Origin of the sequence: Mesorhizobium sp. M2A.F.Ca.ET.043.02.1.1, from assembly GCF_003952405.1 — a bacterium.
Taxonomy (GTDB): Bacteria; Pseudomonadota; Alphaproteobacteria; order Rhizobiales; family Rhizobiaceae; genus Mesorhizobium.
This window is the reverse complement of the sequence record NZ_CP034445.1, coordinates 806,554-824,778: the sequence shown is the minus strand read 5'-3', so window position 1 is coordinate 824,778 and position 18,225 is coordinate 806,554. Positions and strand designations below refer to the sequence as shown.

Below are 18,225 nucleotides of genomic sequence, written 5' to 3'. Positions count from 1 at the left end.
CTCAGCTGGCCGGTGTCTCAGGCGCAAGATTGGCGCGCTGGCGCGGCACGCCGAGGCCGGTGTCGGGCGGCTCGCCGGCCGCCGGCCGGCCCTCGATCATATGCGTGGTGCGCCAGCGGCCGAGGCGATAATAGGCCGCGGCAAGCACCAGCGAGGCGATCGAGCCGGCCGGAAAGCTCCACCACAGCGCCTCCTGGCCGATGACGCTGCGCATGGAATAGGCAAAGTCGGTGCGAATGAACAACACCGAGATGATCAGGATGATCAGCGGCGGCATGACGGCGCCGGTGGCGCGCACCGTGGCGAAGAGCACGATCGTGATGCCGAACAGGATGAACGACCAGGACGCCACCCTGTTGATATGAGCGGCAATGTCGATCGCGGTGCTGTCACTGCTGAGGAAGAGGCTGAGCACCGGGCGGTCGAAGACGAAGAGCAGCGCCACCAGCGCGCCGGTCAGCACCAGGTTGAAGCCGACGCCCGAGGCCGCAACCTTGCCGATGCGATCCCAGCGGCCGGCGCCGACATTCTGCGCCGCCATCGAGGAGACTGCGGCGCCGATGGCCAGCGCCGGCATCTGGATATAGGTCCAGAGCTGCGCCGCGATGCCGTAAGCGGCGGCGACCTGCGAGCCGTAGGAGTTGACGATGCCCATCACGGTGAGCGCCGCGGCCGAGATGACGATCATCTGCAGGCCCATCGGGATGCCCTTGAAGACGACGATGCGCAGCAGCGCCGGGTCGGGCCGCAGCAGAGCGAGATCGGCGCCAGCCAATCGCAGCGGGTGCTTGCGAACATAAAGCACGGTCAGGATGGCAATGCCGCTCACCGTCTGGCCTATGAGCGTGGAGGTCGCCGAGCCGGCGATGCCGAGCTCGGGGAAGGGGCCGATGCCGCGGATCAGCAGCGGGTTGAGCACGACGTCAAGAACGACTGCCAGCGCCATGAAGACGAACGGGGTTCGCGAGTCACCGGCGCCGCGCAGCACGGTCATGATGAAGGACAGGAGGTTCATCATCGGCACGGCGACGAAGATGATGCGCAGGTAGCTGCGTGCCAAAGGCAAGGCATCCGCCGGCGTGCCGAGCCCGGTGAGGATGGCGTCGACCCAGATCCAGCCGCAGACGGCGAACACGACCGAGACCAGGAAGAAGAAGGTGGCGCTGGTGCCGACGATGCGCTTCGCCGCGGGCAGGTCGCGGGCGCCGACCGACTGCGCCACCAGGATGGTCGCCGCCATGCCGATGCCGAACACCGTGCCAAGGATCAGGAACAGCACCAGATTGGCGTTCGAGGTCGCCGTCAGCGCAGCCTCGCCGAGGAAGCGGCCGACCCAGACCGCATTGATCGAGCCGTTGAGCGACTGCAGCACGTTGGAACCCAGCACCGGCAGCGCGAACAGCAGCAGCGTGCGCGGGATCGGCCCGCTGGTCAGGTCGCGGGTCCGCCTTCGAGTGGGCTTGTCGTCATCCATGGCAGCACCGAAAATGAATCAGGCCCGCGATGCTATCGCAGGCCTGATGCTCATGCATCCGTTCCGCGCTCAGCCGTATGCCCGCTCGGCATACGGCTGAAGCAGAACTAGTTCGCGGCGAGGCTGTTCCCAGACAGTCCAGGCAGGGTGACCTGATAGACCAGGAAGGTGGTGTCGACATCGGCGGCGTCCTCGGCTTTGTAGGGCGCGCCGACCTGGAAGCCGTCCTGGGTGAGAAAGTCGTTGTCGTTGGCGACGAACAGGAAATAGTCGTCGGGCAGTTTTGGATCGAGCACCGGGGCCAGCGACATCGCCTCCCACTTCTCCGAGAGGTTGTTCCTGTCGTTCGGCGCGCCATTGTGCAGGTCGAAGCGGCCAAGCTCGCCCTTGTCGTTGATGTCGATGAAGGAGGTGAGCTTGGCCGGCGTCACAGACGGGTCGAGCACACCCTTCGGCGCCACCGGCTTGTCGGCCGCGTCGAACGGACCGTTGGCGATGTCGGTCGCGGCGGAGAGGTCGACGATCTCGATCTTGCGATAGACCGACTCGTCGCCCTTCACGCCCTGGCCGTTGCCCGGGTCGCGCGCCAGCATCAGGAAGCTTTTGTCGGAGAGCGCGACGATCTCGCTCTGCGCGGCGACCTTGGTCTTGCCCTTGGCGTCCTTGAACACCGGCAGCGGCACAACATATTCATGCGCCAGCTTGAGGTGGGCGAGGTCGGAAGCGTCATAGACCAGCGCGCGGGTGTTCTGGCGCGTCGAGCCGGAATCGCCGCCGTCCTGGCGGGCCGCCGACTGCAGCACGGCGATCAGGAACTTGCCGTCAGGCGTCATCGACATGCCTTCGAGCCCCTGGTTGTTCTGGCGGCCAGTCTCGGGATCCTTCGGATCGGGCTCGGCGGCGCCCGGGCCAGGATTGTCGGACGCGAAGTTCGGCTTGCCGTGGCGCATCGGCACCAGCGCCGCCGGCGGCTGCGCTGCCGACATGAGGCGGCCTTCGGCCGAGAAGCGGTAGATGTTGGGGCCATATTCGTCGGAGATGAACATGGTACCGTCGGGCAGGCGCACGATCGCTTCGTCGTCCAGCGAAAGCTTGCCGTTGTCGGCCTGAGGCAGGATCGGCATGTCGCCAGCGGCGGGGCGCACGCCGTTCAGCGGGTCGAGGCCGGTGGCGTCGGCACCTTTGTCGTCGGTCAAGAGCATGGTGTCGGCGAGCGTCGCCTTGACGGCGGCCTGTTCCTGCCCGGCGGCGGGCGCGGCACCTGGAGCGGTTGGGGTCAGCTTGATCGAGATGGTGTTGAGCCGCGGGCGATAATCGGTGGTGCCGACGACATTGTAGCCGCGGTCCGGCAGCAGCCAGAGCGAGCCCTTGTAGCCCGCGCCGTCGCGTGCCCAGCCCTTGGTGTCGATCGACATGCCGGAACCCGAACCGAAGGTCTCGCCGAACTTGTCCTTCTGGCTCGCCGGAATGCGGCCGACGCCGACGAGCCCCTTGTTGACATAGGCGACGCTATCGGCGAGCGCCGGCGTCATGGCGGTGAACAGGGCGAGCAGCGCGCCGAGCGTAGCGGTTCGGTTGAGATGTTTCATGGAAATCCCCTTCGTGACGAACAGAGCGGCCATTGGCTCAAAAGGGCGCGGCGCCGATGATGCGGGGCAGCCCTTGCCGTCGAGCGGTCTAGGGCCTGAACGTGATGGTTGCGTGACAGGTGGGCCTCTCCTGCCCCCCTTGTGAGGGAATGTGGCCGCGAAGCGGCCGGATGAGGGGTGTGCCAGCGGAGTGGATACGTTGGCTTTCCCTGGAGCACCCCTCATCCGACCGAGCTTCGCTCGGCCACCTTCTCCGGCAAGGGGAGAAGAGAAAGGCGCTCAATCGCTCTCGCGCGCGACAAGCTCCAGCGGCCAGACCTCGCGGATGATGCGTGTGCCTTCGGGACCGGCGAAAGCCGGAAGCGAAGCCAGCAGCATCTCGGCCAGCCGTCGGCCCATCGGCTCCAGCGACGGCCGGAAGGCGGTCAGCGTTGGCGAGAAGTAGCGGCAAAGCGGCGTGTCGACAATGACGATCACCGCGATGTCGTGGCCGGGCCTGATGCCCATCTCGGCCAGCGCCTTGCAGCCGCCGAGCGCCATGGCGTCATTGTTGAAGATGATGGCTGTCGGCCGATCCTTGGAGAGCATCACGCGCGGCGTCACCTGATAGCCGCCGGTCTCGTTGATGAAGCCGTCGGCGATCAGGCCGGGGTCGACCTCGATGCCGTGCCGCTGCAGCGCCTTGCGGTAGCCGTCGAGGAACAGGTAGCCGAAGTTGAGATCGAGGGAGGGGCGGATGGCGGCAATGCGGCGGTGGCCGCGCGCGACCAACCGGTCGACAGCTTCCTCACCCGCCCTCTCGAAATCGATATCGAGCGAAGGATAGCTGTCGCCGCCGGATTGACTTCGGCCAAGCGTGGCGAAGGGAAAGCCGGCCTTGCTGAGATAGTCGATCCGGTCATCTTCCCGCCTTGTATTGGCCAATACGACCGCGTCGGCCCGCCGCGTCTCAACCACGCGGCGCAGCCTCTCCGGCTGATATTGGCCGGGCTCACCCATGACGACCATCAGATCGAGGTCATGCTCGGCGAGCTGCGCCTGCAGGCCGGTCAGGAAAGGGATGAAGAACGGCTCGCCATATTGCTGGTCGCCAGGGTGCGGTTGCAGCATGAAGGCGATCGAATGGGTGGCGCCTTTCCTGAGACTCCGGCCCGACTGGTTGGGCGAATAGTTCAGCTTCCTGGCGGCCTCCAGCACGCGCTGGCGCGTCTCCGCATTGACATCGGCACGGCCGTTCAGCGCGCGCGAGACGGTGCCGATCGAAATGTTCAGATGACGCGCGAGATCGTGGATGCTGGACGCCAAGGCCGGTTCTCCCCTGTCTTCGCTAGCACCGGCCGCCCTTCAGGCCAAGCAGTGGGTGTCGATTTTCGCGAGCGGGTGATTGACATTCTAGGCCATCGGGTGTGTTCTCGTAAACGTTTACGGAAAAACGTTTACGGTGATGCCGGAAATGCCGTGACACTCGGACTGGAGGGGCCGAGCGAGGAGGAGCGTTGGATGATGAAGGTCGTCCTGGTCGGGTGCGGAGCCATGAGCAGGCAGTGGCTCGATGCCGCAAGGCAGATCGACGGGCTCGCCATTGCCGGCCTTGTCGACCTCGATGCCGAGCGGGCGCAGGCGAGGGCGCGCGAATACGATCTCAGCAACGCCGTCATCGGCACCAGCGTCGACGCCGTCCTCGACGAGACGAAACCCGACGCCGTGTTCGATGTCGTGGTTCCGGCGGCACGTCGCGAGGTTGCGCTTTCTTCCTTTGCCCATCATTGCCACCTGCTGACCGAAAAGCCGCTGGCTGACAGCCCGGAAAATGCGCGGGCCATTATCGATGCGGCGCGCCGCGCAGGCCGCATCCATGCGGTCGTGCAGAATCGGCGCTATGTCGCCAATGTCAGGCGGATCAGGCGTTTCCTCGATTCCGGCGCCATCGGCAAGCCGACCAGCATCCATGCCGATTTCTTCATCGCGCCGCATTTCGGCGGCTTTCGCGAGGAGATGGCCCATGTGCTGCTGCTCGACATGGCGATCCACACCTTCGACGCCGCGCGTTACATGGTCGCCGGCGAGCCGGCCAGCGTCTATTGCCAGGAATGGGAGCCGGCCAGTTCCTGGTACCGGCAGGGCTCGTCGGCCAGCGCCGTCTTCGACCTCGGCGGCGGCAAGGTCTTCACCTATGCCGGCTCCTGGTGCGCCGACGGTTTCCGCACCAGCTGGGAAGGCAGCTGGCGCATCGTTGCCGAGCGCGGCAGCCTGTTGTGGGACGGCCATGACGGGCTGATGGCGGAGGTGGTTGCGTCGGGCCGCGACGGTATCATCGACAAGACGCATTCAATCGAGGTGCCGGCGCTCGACCCGGCTGATCGGGTGGGCGGACATCTCGGCATCATCCAGGATTTCATGCGCGCGATCGAAACCGGCACCGAGCCGGAGACCCGCGGCGCCGACAACATCAAAAGCCTCGCCATGGTCTTCGGCGCGATCGAAAGCGCGGAGACCGGACGGCGCGTGGCGATCCCGACCCAGGAAGGATGATGATGCCGAACCCGCTTCTCGATATCAGGATCGGCACCATGGTGCGGGCCAATCTCGACGATCCCGCCGCCTACGTGAAGCAGATCCTGCCGCTCGGCTTCGAGAGCATCCAGCCCTTCTTCTGGCAGACGCTGGGCGGCAAGGACCTGAAGCGCCTAGCGGGCGAAATCCGTGACGCGATCGGTGATGCGGACGTCACCGTGTCGTCCCTCGGTGTGTTCGGCAATCCGCTCGAAAGCGGCGAGGTCGATCAGGGCGTGCTCCAGGCCTGGGAGACCGTCATCGACAACGTGCATCTGTTCGGCACTTCGATGGTCTGCGGCTTCACCGGCCGCCTCCGCGGCAAGAAGCTCACCGACAGCCTGCCGCGCTTCCGCGAGGTCTGGGGGCCGCTGGCCAAACGCGCCGCCGACAAGGGCGTGCGCATCGCCTTCGAGAACTGCGCCATGGACGGCAATTGGGCAAGCGGCGACTGGAACATCGCCCACAACCCGGACGCCTGGGAGCTGATGTTCAACGAATTGCCAAACGACAATCTTGGGCTGGAATGGGAGCCCTGCCACCAGCTCGTCTACCTGATCGATCCGATCCCGCAGATCCGCAAATGGGCGCCGCGCATCTTCCATGTCCATGGCAAGGACGCGACGGTGCGCTGGGACGTGATCCGCGAGCATGGCGTGTTCGGCCGCCTGCCTTTCGTGCAGATGCGCACGCCGGGCTTCGGCGACAGCGACTGGACGCAGGTGATCAGCGAATTGCGGCTGGCCGGCTACAAGGGCGCCATCGACATCGAAGGCTGGCACGACCCGGTCTATCGCGGCGATCTGGAGATCACCGGCCAGGCGCGCGCTCTCGATTATCTGAAGCAATGCCGGGGAGGGAACAGCTACCTGCCCAATCCGGTTTGAGCGCCGGCCCGCGGGAGGAGCCGGCCGATCCAAATCATTGTCGAAACCCTCCATCGCGAGGGACCAAAAGGGAGGAACGTGCATGAGCATCACGACCAGAAGGACTGTTCTGCGCTCGACCGTCGTGGCGGCCGCCACGGCGCTCTGCGCCTCGATCTCCACTCTGCCGGCAAAGGCGCTTGACGCCCAATGGTGCAAGGACGTCCACATCCGCTTCTTCGTCGGCGGCGCCGAGGGCGACGCCTTCGGCACCATCGTCTATAATGGCGCCAAGCAGGCGGCGGCCGATCTCGGGCCGAAGGTCGACTACATCTTTTCCGGCTGGGACGTCGAAAAGATGGTGCAGCAATTGCGCGAGGCGGTCGCCGTCAAGCCGCAGGGCATCGCCATGATGGGCCATCCGGGCGACGCGGCGATCATGCCGCTGGCCGAACAGGCGCATAAGGACGGCATCAAGATGATGTACCAGAACGTTCCGGTGCCGACGGTGGTGGCTGCGTTCGGCGGCGGCTATGTCGGCGCGCAGCAGGAGCAGCAGGGGCGCGCGCTCGGCGCCGAGGCGTTCAAGCTGGCCGGGCTGAAGGCCGGCGACAAGGCGATCATGATCGGCCCGTTCGAGAACGAGAGCCGTGGCGCGCGCGAGCGTGGAACGGTCGCCGCGCTGAAGGAGGCCGGCGTCGATGTCGTTCAGATCAATTCGCAAACCGAATGGGCAGCCGATCCCAATCTCGCGATCCCGCCGATCACTGCGGCGCTGCTCAACAATCCCGGCGTCAAGGCGGTCGGCTATCCCGGCGGGCAGATGCTCGGCAATGTCGCCACCTACATGCAGGCGGCGGGCAGGAAGCCCGGCGACATCTTCAATTTCGGCTTCGACACCAGCCCGCAGATCGTCGAGGCCTTCAAGGGCGGCTGGGTGCAGCTGACGGCCGACCAGCAGCCGTTCATGCAAGGCTATCTGCCGATCCTCAGTCTCTGCCAGCAGGTGGTGCTCGGTCTTGCCCCCATGAACGTCGACACCGGCGCCGGCTTCGTGACGCCGCAGAACTACGAGATCGTCTCAGAGCTCGCCAAGCAGGCGCTGCGCTGACCCCCAGGCCGCCGGCCGGACCCAACCCGGCCGGCGGGACCGCCTGCGGACGAGGCAGGCATAACACACAATTCAAGCGAGGATCGCATGAGCGAACGCATCATCGAACTGCGCGACATCAAGAAATCCTACGGCCAGGTCTATGCCTTGGGCGGCGTCAACCTCAGCGTCGATCGCGGCGAAGTGGTCGGCCTGATCGGCGACAACGGCGCCGGCAAATCGACGCTGATCAAGATCCTGTCCGGCGTGGTCAGGCCGACCAGCGGCGAAATCCTGGTGCGTGGCAAACCGGTCAGCGGATGGAGCGCGGCACGTTCGCGCGACGCCGGCATCGAGACCGTGTTCCAGGACCGGGCTCTGGCCGTGCAGCAGACCATCGTGCGCAACATCTTCATGGGCCGCGAGCTCACCGGCTTCATGGGCTGGCTGAAGGTCAACAAGGAGGTCGCGGAGGCGAGCCGGCTAATGCGCGAGATCGGCTTCACCTCGAAAGTGTTCACGCCGCAGTCGATCGTCGGCCAGCTTTCGGGCGGCGAGCGGCAGGGCGTGGCGATCGCTCGCGCCATCTACAAGCAGGCGGAGCTGATCATCCTCGACGAGCCGACGACGGCGCTGTCGCTGACCGAAACCGCCAAGGTCTTCCACTTCGTGCGCCAGGTGCGGGCGAGCGGCCGCTCGATCCTGTTCATCGGCCACAACATCCACCATGTCTTCGACATCGCCGACCGCTTCGTCGTGCTCGACCGCGGCAAGGTGGCGCTGACGGCCGACCGCAGCGAGGTCAAGTCGGCCGACGACCTAATCAACTTCATGGAAGATGTGGCGCATCCCGGCGGCCTGCCGGGGCTGCACGAGGGCGCGGAGCAGAGAGCGTGATGAGCAAGGCCATGGAACCCGATCTGCAAACGCCTCTCAGGAGAACAAGCGGCCAGGCTGCCAAGGAATGGAGCCATCCGTCGAACCACTGGCTGCGCGGCTTAGTGCTCGACAACCGCGCTTCGCTCGGCACGCTCGCGGTGTTCATCGTCATGATGGCGGTGTTCATGATCGCCAACCCGACCGTGTTCACCACCTGGTATCTCTACAGCTCGGTGCTGACGACGCTTCCGGTGGCGCTGTTCGTGGTGGTGCCGCTGGTCTTCGTCGTCACCTGCGGCGAGATCGACCTGTCGTTCCCGGCAACGATGGGTTTCGCCTCCTGGGTCTTCGCGCTGGTGGTGCAGGCCGGCTACGATCCGTTCCTCGGCATTGCGGCGGCTCTGGTCACCGGCACGCTGCTCGGCTTCCTGGTCGGCTCGCTGGTCGTCTATGGCGGGCTGTCGTCGTTGATCGCCACGCTCGGCATGAATTTCCTGCTGCGCGGCCTGATCCAGATCATCAATGAGGGCAAGTCGACAGCGCTGACCAATCTGGCCGACAGCACGGCCTACAAGATCTTCTCCAGCCAGATCTGGGGCATCCCGGTGCAGATCTTCTGGGCGATCGCCTTCGTCGTGTTCTCGGCGCTGCTCTTCAACCGGCACCGCTTCGGCGCGCAGGTCAAGGTGGTCGGCGACAATCCCGACAGCGCCAAGCAGATGGGCATCGACGTCAAGCTCGTGCGGGTGAAGGTGTTCGTCTTCACCGGCATAGGCGCGGCGATCGCCGGCACCTTCTCGGTGATGATCAACTTCACCTGGTGGCCGACGGCGGGCGACGGCTATCTCTTGCCTGTACTCGCCTCGGTGTTCGTCGGCGGCACGCCGACCTGGGGCGGCATCGGCACGGTGGTCGGCGGCGCGACCGGCGCGGTCACCGTGTCGTTCATCCAGACCGGCGTTGTGGCGGCGGGCCTCAGCGGCTTCTACGTCCAGTTCTTCAACGGACTGATCATCATCCTGTCGCTGCTCGGCCACAAGTGGAACCAGGCAAGGTACAGGTGAGGGCGGTCACACCGGCGCGACGAACCCGTCCAGGACGCGCTTTTGCCCGGCCTTGTCGAAGTCGATGGTGAGCTTGTTGCCTTCGATGGCCGCTATGTTGCCGTTGCCGAATTTCTGGTGGAAGACGCGGTCGCCGACATTGAAGGCGGACGGCGTGTCGGCGACGGATTTGGCGACCAGCTCGCCCTCGATGGTGCGGCCCTTCACAGAGGTGCGGCCGGCGCCGTAGCCTGAGTCGGTCTCGCCATATCCGATGCGCTCGACCTGGTGGCCGGAGCGGGTGCCCCAGTTGCGGTCGGTCGCCTCCGTACGGTTGGCCTGGGCGCGCTGCCAGCCGGGCGTGGCATAGGTGTTGGAAAAGCTGCCCTGGTCCTTCGCCCCGACATTGTCGAAGCGCGAGGCGCCGTACGGGTTCTGCCGGCCGCCACCGCGTCCCGACGCAAAAGCGCCGCCGCCATAGGGATTGCCGTAGCCGCCATAGGAATTGCCGCCCTCGGCGATGTCGATATGGGTTTCCGGCAGCTCGTCGACGAAGCGCGACGGGATGGTCGATTGCCATAGACCGTGGATCTGACGGTTGGAGACGAACCAGATATGCAGGTTCTTCTTCGCCCGCGTCAGTCCGACATAGGCAAGGCGGCGCTCTTCCTCCAGGCCGGAGCGGCCGCCTTCATCCAGCGCGCGCTGGTGGGGGAACAGGCCTTCCTCCCAGCCGGGCAGGAAAACGGTCTCGAATTCCAGGCCCTTGGCGGAGTGCAGCGTCATGATCGACACCGCATCCTGCTCGGCATTCTGCTCGGCGTCCATGACAAGCGCGACATGCTCGAGGAAGGAGCGAAGCGATTCATACTCCTCCATGGAGCGGATCAGCTCCTTCAGGTTCTCCAGCCGCCCCGGCGCGTCCGCGGAACGGTCGTTCTTCCACATGTCGGTGTAGCCGCTCTCTTCCAAAATGGTCTCGGCAAGCTCGGTGTGCGGCTTCGTTTCCAGCGCTTTCTGCCAGCGCTCGAAATTGGCCGCGACCTCGCGCAGCGCCGCGCGCGGCTTGGGCTTCAGCTCGTCGCTTTCGGCGAGCGTCGCCGCCGCCTCCAGCATCGGCACGCGCATGGCGCGCGCGGTGTCGTGGATCTGGCGGATGGTGGCCTCGCCGAGCCCACGCTTCGGCACGTTGACAATGCGCTCGAAGGCAAGGTCGTCGCCGCTGTTGGCGACGACGCGGAAGAAGGCCAGCGCGTCGCGGATTTCCAGGCGCTCGTAGAAACGCGGGCCGCCGATGACGCGGTAGTTCAAGCCCAGCGTGATGAAGCGGTCTTCGAAGGCGCGCATCTGGAAGGACGCGCGGACGAGAATCGCCATGTCATTCAGATTGTGCTTCTGCCGCTGATAGGCCTCGATGGCGTCGCCGATGGCCCTGGCCTCTTCCTCCGAGTCCCAGGCGGCATGGACATGCACCTTGTCGTCCTCGGGGTCATTGCGATCGGTGAACAGCGTCTTGCCGAAACGGCCCTCATTGTGGGCGATGAGGTGGGAAGCGGCGCCCAGGATATGCGCGGTGGAGCGATAATTGCGCTCCAGCCGGATGATGATGGCGCCCGGGAAATCCTTGTCGAAGCGCAGGATGTTGTCGACGTCGGCGCCGCGCCAGCCATAGATCGACTGGTCGTCGTCGCCGACGCAGCAAATGTTGACTTTGTTTTCGCTCACGGCCGCGCGCTCGCTTCGCTCGCTGGCCTCCGCGGGGGCGGCCTGACCGGCCGACGCCCGGTCGGGCTTGCGGCCTTCGGCCGACGGGCTGCGCCCGACATTGGGGCGCTGCGCCAAGAGCCGCAGCCACATGTACTGCGCGGTGTTGGTGTCCTGGTACTCGTCGACCAGTATGTATTTGAACTTGCGGTGGTATTCCTTCAGCACGTCCGGATAGGCGCGGAAGATGCGGATCGGGTGGTAGAGCAGGTCGCCGAAGTCGCAGGAGTTCAGCGTCTGCAGCCGTTCCTGATAGGCCTTGTAGAGCTGGCGGCCCTTGCCGTTGCCGAAGCTGCGAGCATCACCTTCCGGAATCTCTTCGGGGCCGAGGCCCTTGTTCTTCCAGTTGTCGAGCATCTGGGCGAAGGTCTTGGCCGGCCAGCGCTTGTCGTCCAGCCCTTCGGCCTGGATCAGCTGCTTGATCAGCCGCACCACGTCGTCGTTGTCGAGGATGGTGAAATCCGACTTCAGCCCGGCCAACTCGGCATGACGACGCAACAGCTTGACGCCGATAGAATGGAAGGTGCCGAGCCAGGGCATGCCCTCGACATTGCCTTCGCCGATCAGGTGGCCGATGCGCTGCTTCATCTCGCGCGCCGCCTTGTTGGTGAAGGTGACGGCGAGGATCTGCGACGGGAAGGCCCTGCCTGTGGCGAGGATGTGGGCGATGCGGGTGGTGAGCACGCGCGTCTTGCCGGTGCCGGCGCCGGCCAGCACCAGGACCGAGCCTTCGGTCGTCTCGACGGCGAGCCGCTGCTCCGGGTTCAGGCCCTTCAGATAATCGGGCGCGCTGTTCTGCCCGCTGCGCGCCGCCATGGCGCGCGCGGCTATGCCGGACGGGGCCGCAGCCGGCCGCGCATTCGGTTCATCGAAAAAAGGCATGTCTTCGGAAAAGCCCGACATCGCCCCGAATGTAGTGATTCGGGAGCGAAAGACCAGAACTGTCTACGTTTTGTTCTAGTTTCGCGTGTCCCGGACCAACTTGACAGCCGGAGCGGGTGAGGGGAAAGCTGCCAGCAGGGCGGGGCCTGTCGCACCCCGCAAGCTGCTCTATCTTGTTTGACGCAGTTCCGGACGGAAAGACGCTTCACGCTTTTCCTGGAATTGCTTGATGCGCGCAACAGTCGAAGGAGCACCGTCTTGGCTGTCACCATCACCTCCCTCGTCCTCTTCCTCATCGGTCTCATTCTCGGCGGCGGCGGCATCTGGCTCGTCGCGCTGGGCGGCAGTTGGTACTACCTGATCGCCGGCCTGGTGTTCCTGATCACGGCCTGGCTGCTGTTCAGGCGCAGGTCGACCTCGCTCTGGCTCTACGCGCTGTTCGTGCTCGCCACTTTGTGCTGGGCGGTGTGGGAAATCGGCTTCGACTGGTGGCAGCTCGGTCCGCGCGGCGGCGTCATCGTGCTCATCGCCCTGTGGCTTCTGACGCCATGGGCAAGGCGCGGCTTGCGCGGTCCCGACGGACGCGCGCCGCTGATCCTGGCGGTGCTCGCTTCGTTGGCGGTCGCCGGTTATTCGATGACCGCCGATCCGCACGACATCGCCGGCACGCTCGGCACCGAAAAGGTGGCGGCGGCGGCCAATCTCGGCGGCGACATGCCGGCCGGCGAGTGGCATTTCTACGGCCGCACGCCGTTCGGCCAGCGCTATTCGCCGCTCGACCAGATCACGCCCGACAATGTCGCCAAGTTGCAGCCGGCCTGGACCTATCGCACCGGCGACGTGAAGGGCCCCGACGATATCGGCGAAACAACCTATCAGGTGACGCCGCTGAAGGTCGGCGACGCGCTCTTCATCTGCACGCCGCACAACTTCGCCATCGCCATCGATGCCGCGAGCGGCAAGGAAAAGTGGCGCTACGATCCCAAGATCAAGCTCGACAACAACCGCCAGCACCAGACCTGCCGCGGCGTGTCCTATTATGCCGATGCCAAGATCGCCGCCGGCCAGCCCTGCGCGCAGCGCGTCTACCTGCCGACCTCCGATGCCAGGCTGATCGCGCTCGACGCGGCGAACGGGCAGGTGTGCCCGTCCTTCGCCGAGGGCGGCACGCTGAACCTGATGGCCAACATGCCCTATCCGAAATCGGGCTATTACTATTCGACGTCGGCGCCGCTGATCGTCGCTGGCAAGATCATCGTCGGCGGCGCGGTCAACGACAATTACTCGACCGAGGAGCCGTCGGGCGTCATCCGCGCCTTCGACGTCGAGACCGGCGCGCTGCTGTGGAACTGGGATTCCGGCAATCCGGATGTGACGACGCCGCTGCCCGCCGGACAGACCTATACCCACAACTCGCCCAACATGTGGTCGACCGCGAGCGCCGACGAGAAGCTCGGGCTGCTTTACGTGCCGCTCGGCAACCAGACGCCGGACCAGCTCGGCATGGGCCGCAGCGCCAATGTCGAGAAATTCTCGTCATCGATCACCGCGCTCGACCTCAACACCGGGCAATTGCGCTGGGTGCGGCAGACCGTGCATCACGATCTGTGGGACATGGACGTGCCGGCGCAGCCGTCGCTGGTCGACATCACGACGGCGAACGGCGTCGTGCCGGCGCTGGTCGGGCCGACCAAGCAGGGCGACCTCTATGTGCTCGACCGGCGCACGGGCGAGCCGATCATTCCGGTGAAGGAAGTGCCGGCGCCCGGCGGCGCGATCGAGGGCGATCATGCCTCGCCGACACAGCCGGCGTCCGACCTTTCCTTCAATCAGAAGCCGCTGACCGGCGCCGACATGTGGGGCATCACCCTGTTCGATCAACTGGCCTGCCGTATCGAGTTGAAGAAGCTGCGTTACGAAGGCCGCTACACGCCGCCCTCGCTGCAGGGTTCGCTGATCTATCCCGGCAATTTCGGCGTCTTCAACTGGGGCGGTGTCGCGGTCGATCCGGTGCGGCAGGTGATGTTCGGCATGCCGACCTACCTGGCGTTCACGTCCAAGCTCATCCCGCGCGCGGACGTGCCGCCGCCAGGCGACACCAAGGGCAGCGAGCAGGGGCTGAACCGCAACGAGGGCGCGCCTTACGCGGTGGTGATGGGGCCGTTCCTGTCGCCGCTCGGCATCCCCTGCCAGGCGCCGCCCTGGGGCTATGTCGCCGGCGTCGACCTGAAGACGGGAAACATCGCCTACAAGCATCGCAACGGCACCGTCTACGACATGACGCCGCTGCCGCTGCCACTCAAGGTCGGCGTTCCAGGCATCGGCGGGCCGATGATCACGGCCGGCGGCGTCGCCTTCCTGGGCGCTGCGGTCGACGACTATCTGCGCGCCTACGACCTCACCACCGGCAGGCAACTCTGGCAGGCGCGGCTTCCGGCGGGCGGGCAGGCGACGCCGATGACCTACACGGTGGCCGACGGCCGCCAGTTCGTCGTCATCGTCGCCGGCGGCCACGGCTCGGTCGGCACCAAGCCGGGTGACTATGTGATGGCCTACACGCTGCCCAAGTGAGGGGACGCGTCGGGCTTCAAAGCCCGAGATGGCCCCGCAGGCTGGGTACCTGGTCCAGCACCTGGTTGGTGAGATCGGGGCCGGCGGCGGCTTCGGCCTGCTTGATTAAGGTCTCGCCCGCCTGCTGGATCTGCGCCATGTCGAGGCCGGACGCTTTAAGCGCCGCGATGCCGTTGATCAGCGCGCCGGCCTTCTCGCCGAGCACGCCGCCAAGCGCCCCTTGCAGCGACGACAGGAGGCCGCCGCCCGAATTGGCCGCGCCGGCGGCCATCACGTCATATTTCTGGGCCAGCGCGTCGGCGCCAGGGATCTGGGCGAAGAAAGACGAAACGCTGGTGCCTTCCGCCTCGTGCTCGAGCACCGAAAAGATGGTGCCGACGACCTTCTCGGTGGTGGGCTCGTCGAGGCCGGCTTTCGAGGAAACGGTGTTGATGATGTCCTGGACATTCATGGCATTCCCCTTTTCGTCATTCGTATCGGCAAGGCGGCTCCGGCAATTTCTCGTCCCAATGTGACAGCACCATCAAGCCTTTCGGAAATGACCAAAATGTGATGAATCAGGCTGGCTCCCCGGCGCACCGCTCCGCCAGGAATCCCTCGCAGGATCGTCACCCCGGCGTGACTGGACCCTGCAGCTCTCGACCCTATCTTGCGGATCACCCGCCTGAAGCGCGCCATGTCGAAAATGGATTCCCGTGTCGCGCTTTGGGTTGTTGCTTGATGCATGTCGTTGTCCCAAAACCGCTGCGCATTTTGGGCGACATGCACTTCGTCGAGGACAGCCATGACAGAACCCGTTGCCAAGCCCGTCATCACTCAGGCGATGATCGACGCCTATGACGAATACACGCATCTGACGCTCGACCGGCGCCGCTTCATGGAGCAGCTGACGAGGCTGGCGGGCTCGGGCGCCGCGGCAGCGGCGATCGCGCCGATGCTCGCTGCCAATTCCGCCAAGGCGGCGATCGTCGCCGAGGACGACAGCCGCGTTAAGGGCGAGGAGATCACCTATCCGGGCTCGAGCGGCGAGATGAAAGCCTATCTGGTCAAGCCGGCCGATCAGTCGGGCAAGCTCGGCACCGTCATCCTTATCCATGAGAACAGAGGGCTCAACCCGCATATCCGCGATGTCGCCCGGCGTGTGGCTCTGGAAGGGTTCGTGGCGCTCGCGCCGGACTTCCTGTCGCCGCTAGGCGGCACGCCTTCCGACGAGGATAAGGCGCGCGACATGTTCACCAAGCTCGACCCCGCCCAGGTCGCGGCCGACGGCGTGGCGACGGTTGCCTACCTCAAGAGCCTCAAGGACGGCAACGGCAAGGTCGGTGCGGTCGGCTTCTGCTGGGGCGGCGGCGCGGTGAACCAGCTTGCCGTCCATGCGCCCGATCTCAGCGCCGGCGTCGCTTATTACGGCATGCAGCCCAAGGCGGAGGATGCCGCGAAGATCAAGGCGCCGCTGCTCCTTCACTATGCCGGTCTCGATAGCCGTACCAATGCCGGCATCGACGCCTACAAGAAAGAGCTCGATGCCGCGCATGTCGAATACAAGGTCTATGTCTATGAAGGCGCCAACCACGCCTTCAACAACGACACCTCGGCCGCGCGCTATGATAAGAAAGCCGCCGATCTCGCCTGGGGCCGGACGGTGGCGTTTCTCAAAGAGAAGCTCGCCTAGTCAAACAGTTCAGGTATTTGCTGCCGGCTTATGCATGGCAACGCCCGCGATGACCAGCGCAAGGCCGATGCAGTCGATGACGCTCGGCACCTGGCGCAGCACGACGATTCCGATCAGCGTTGCCGTGAGCGGCAGGAGCGAGAGCATCAGCGCGAAGCTCGCGCGCGGCAGCCTCGCCATGGCGAGCTGATCGCAGATATAAGGGATGACCGAGGAGCAGAGGCCGACGCCTATCGCAGCGACAAGCAGTTGCGGCGACGAGAAGGCGGGCAGCGCCTCGCGGAAGCCGATGGGCAACACGACGAGGAACGCGATCGCCATGGCGGCACCGAGGCCGGCAATGGCGAGGCCTGCCTGGGCGACGCGATGGCCGATCACGATATAGCCGACGAACAGAGCGCCGTTGAGAAAGGCCCAGAACAGGCCGAGTGGATCGCTCGACCATTTCACGTCGATAAGCAGCAAGGTGCCGATGACCGCGACAGCCAGCGCGGCAAAATTGCGCCGGCTGCGCAGGCCGACCAGCGCGACCCCGATCGTGCCGACGAATTCGATCGCCGCCACCAGCGAGATCGGCAGGCGGTCGAGCGCCAGATAGAACGAGCAGTTCATCACCGCCAGACAGGCGCCGAAGGCCAGCAAAAGCAGTCGCTGAGCGCGGTCGGCGCGCGCAAAGACGCGCCAGGGCCTGGTCAAAGGAGCGAAGATGAGAGCGGCGGTGGCAATGCGCAGCCAGGCCATGCCGAGCACGCCGACCTGGTCAAAAAGCAGCACCGCGAAAGCCGGTCCGAGATAGTGGAACACGGCGCTGACGCAGAACCAGACATGCGGCGGCAGCGCGTTGGCCAATCCGCCGCCGAGGGCAACGATAGGGCGCTGGGCGTCGGTTCTGCCGGCGGCCTGGTTTGCAGCTGGAGTTTGCGTTTGGTTGGTCATGCGCGCATTATCGCAGGCGAAATGCATGCCTCACATCTCTGATCAGCGGCCTGTTTGATTTTCTGACTTCCAATGGAAGACAAAAAAATTGAAAAACCTTCGAAATGAAGACGCCGAGCTGGATGCCGTGGACCTGAAGATCCTGCGGCTCCTGGAAAAGGACGCGCGCACCAGCACGGCGGAACTGGCGCGCGCGGTCGGACTGTCGGCGCCGAGCGTGGCGGAGCGCATCCGCAAGCTGCAGGAGAACGGTATGATCGAGGCCTATACGGTCAGGATCAACCCGGCCGCGCTCGGCATGAAACTGTCGGCCTGGCTGAGGATCAGGCCGGTCCCGGGACAGCTTTCCGTCATGGCGGATATCATTCGCGAGCTGCCGGAGATCGCGCAATGCGACCGGGTCACCGGCGAGGACTGCTTCATCGCGCTGGCACATGTCGGCTCGGTGAGCGAGCTCGAGCGGGTGATCGACCGGATCATCCCTTACGCAATGACCAACACGGCCATCATCCAGTCGTCACCGGTCGAGCCGCGCTCGCCCCTGCGCGGAATCAGGCAAAAGTGACGGGGGACGAATCAGGCGTGGCCGCGCCGCATTCGCGCCTGGGTCAGAATCGCGCGCCAGCGGATCATGTCGAACGGGATGGGTTCGTTGTTGTTGGCGATGTGGAAGATCTCGTTGTCGACGTTCTTCAGCGATCGCCAGAAATCATAGTCGGTGATGCGTGGATCGGCCGCCAAGCGCTCCACCTCGACCTTGATATCGGTTTTCATGCACTGTCCTCGCACCGCATTCCGCCAGCCGCCCGCGCGCAAACCCGGTACGGCGGTTTTCAAACGCGTCACTGAGTCGTTCAACGGACTCAAGCGACTTGTTCACGTTAAAACCTTGGTAAGGTTAACGCG

Annotated in this window: 16 protein-coding genes; 8 read left to right on the top strand and 8 right to left on the bottom strand. The window is 65.2% G+C overall.

The window, feature by feature from the left end:
- Nucleotide 1 precedes the first annotated feature (1 nt).
- From EJ068_RS03920 to EJ068_RS03910, 3 genes are all read right to left on the bottom strand, one after another.
- Nucleotides 2-1,474, bottom strand: coding sequence for an MATE family efflux transporter (locus tag EJ068_RS03920; protein ID WP_127252595.1), 1,473 nt, complete (start codon nt 1,472-1,474; stop codon nt 2-4).
- 107 nt (nt 1,475-1,581) lie between these two features.
- The gene (locus EJ068_RS03915; protein WP_129554479.1) at nt 1,582-3,063 is read right to left on the bottom strand and encodes an esterase-like activity of phytase family protein; all 1,482 of its coding nucleotides are present in this window, start codon (nt 3,061-3,063) and stop codon (nt 1,582-1,584) included.
- Nucleotides 3,064-3,342: 279 nt separating this feature from the next.
- Nucleotides 3,343-4,368, bottom strand: a complete 1,026-nt coding sequence (locus tag EJ068_RS03910) for a LacI family DNA-binding transcriptional regulator (RefSeq protein WP_127253778.1) — start codon at nt 4,366-4,368, stop codon at nt 3,343-3,345.
- Nucleotides 4,369-4,563: 195 nt separating this feature from the next.
- Here EJ068_RS03910 and EJ068_RS03905 point away from each other — a divergent pair, with 195 nt between their 5' ends.
- From EJ068_RS03905 to EJ068_RS03885, 5 genes are all read left to right on the top strand, one after another.
- Nucleotides 4,564-5,595 carry a Gfo/Idh/MocA family oxidoreductase gene (locus EJ068_RS03905; RefSeq protein WP_127253779.1) on the top strand — a complete coding sequence of 344 codons (1,032 nt, stop codon included), beginning with the start codon at nt 4,564-4,566 and terminating at the stop codon, nt 5,593-5,595.
- On the top strand, nt 5,595-6,503 hold the full coding sequence (locus EJ068_RS03900) for a sugar phosphate isomerase/epimerase (RefSeq protein ID WP_127253780.1): 909 nt from the start codon (nt 5,595-5,597) through the stop codon (nt 6,501-6,503). The genes EJ068_RS03905 and EJ068_RS03900 overlap by 1 nt, the downstream gene beginning before the upstream one ends.
- An 82-nt stretch (nt 6,504-6,585) precedes the next feature.
- On the top strand, nt 6,586-7,593 hold the full coding sequence (locus EJ068_RS03895; protein WP_126060124.1) for a substrate-binding domain-containing protein: 1,008 nt from the start codon (nt 6,586-6,588) through the stop codon (nt 7,591-7,593).
- Nucleotides 7,594-7,680: 87 nt separating this feature from the next.
- Complete coding sequence (locus EJ068_RS03890) at nt 7,681-8,469, top strand: ATP-binding cassette domain-containing protein (protein ID WP_126082029.1); 789 nt, start codon at nt 7,681-7,683, stop codon at nt 8,467-8,469.
- Nucleotides 8,469-9,515, top strand: coding sequence for an ABC transporter permease (locus EJ068_RS03885; protein ID WP_127252659.1), 1,047 nt, complete (start codon nt 8,469-8,471; stop codon nt 9,513-9,515). The genes EJ068_RS03890 and EJ068_RS03885 overlap by 1 nt, the downstream gene beginning before the upstream one ends.
- 6 nt (nt 9,516-9,521) lie before the next feature.
- Here the strand turns inward: EJ068_RS03885 and EJ068_RS03880 are convergent, their stop codons facing one another.
- Nucleotides 9,522-12,161 carry a UvrD-helicase domain-containing protein gene (locus tag EJ068_RS03880; protein ID WP_127252660.1) on the bottom strand — a complete coding sequence of 880 codons (2,640 nt, stop codon included), beginning with the start codon at nt 12,159-12,161 and terminating at the stop codon, nt 9,522-9,524.
- Nucleotides 12,162-12,398: 237 nt separating this feature from the next.
- Here EJ068_RS03880 and EJ068_RS03875 point away from each other — a divergent pair, with 237 nt between their 5' ends.
- Entirely contained in the window at nt 12,399-14,711 is a 2,313-nt protein-coding gene (locus EJ068_RS03875) for a glucose/quinate/shikimate family membrane-bound PQQ-dependent dehydrogenase (protein WP_129554478.1), read from the top strand.
- A gap of 16 nt (nt 14,712-14,727) precedes the next feature.
- Here EJ068_RS03875 and EJ068_RS03870 read toward each other — a convergent pair whose 3' ends face one another.
- Together EJ068_RS03870 and EJ068_RS03865 are read right to left on the bottom strand one after the other, a co-directional pair.
- Complete coding sequence (locus EJ068_RS03870) at nt 14,728-15,162, bottom strand: hypothetical protein (RefSeq protein WP_127252662.1); 435 nt, start codon at nt 15,160-15,162, stop codon at nt 14,728-14,730.
- A complete protein-coding gene (locus EJ068_RS03865) occupies nt 15,159-15,497 on the bottom strand; it encodes a hypothetical protein (protein WP_127252663.1) in 339 nt (112 codons plus the stop codon). Before EJ068_RS03865 ends, EJ068_RS03870 begins: the two co-directional genes overlap by 4 nt.
- Between EJ068_RS03865 and EJ068_RS03860 the strand changes: the two genes are divergently transcribed.
- Complete coding sequence (locus tag EJ068_RS03860) at nt 15,496-16,383, top strand: dienelactone hydrolase family protein (RefSeq protein ID WP_129554477.1); 888 nt, start codon at nt 15,496-15,498, stop codon at nt 16,381-16,383. The genes EJ068_RS03865 and EJ068_RS03860 overlap by 2 nt on opposite strands.
- Nucleotides 16,384-16,392: 9 nt before the next feature.
- Here EJ068_RS03860 and EJ068_RS03855 read toward each other — a convergent pair whose 3' ends face one another.
- Nucleotides 16,393-17,319 (bottom strand): DMT family transporter, encoded by a 927-nt coding sequence (locus tag EJ068_RS03855; protein WP_127252665.1) that lies wholly within the window; start codon nt 17,317-17,319, stop codon nt 16,393-16,395.
- 88 nt (nt 17,320-17,407) lie between these two features.
- On the opposite strand from EJ068_RS03855, the gene EJ068_RS03850 reads away from it, so the two are divergent.
- Nucleotides 17,408-17,884, top strand: a complete 477-nt coding sequence (locus tag EJ068_RS03850) for an Lrp/AsnC family transcriptional regulator (protein ID WP_129554476.1) — start codon at nt 17,408-17,410, stop codon at nt 17,882-17,884.
- A gap of 11 nt (nt 17,885-17,895) precedes the next feature.
- On the opposite strand, the gene EJ068_RS03845 is transcribed toward EJ068_RS03850, so the two are convergent.
- Entirely contained in the window at nt 17,896-18,093 is a 198-nt protein-coding gene (locus EJ068_RS03845; protein ID WP_042644109.1) for a hypothetical protein, read from the bottom strand.
- Nucleotides 18,094-18,225 lie beyond the last annotated feature (132 nt).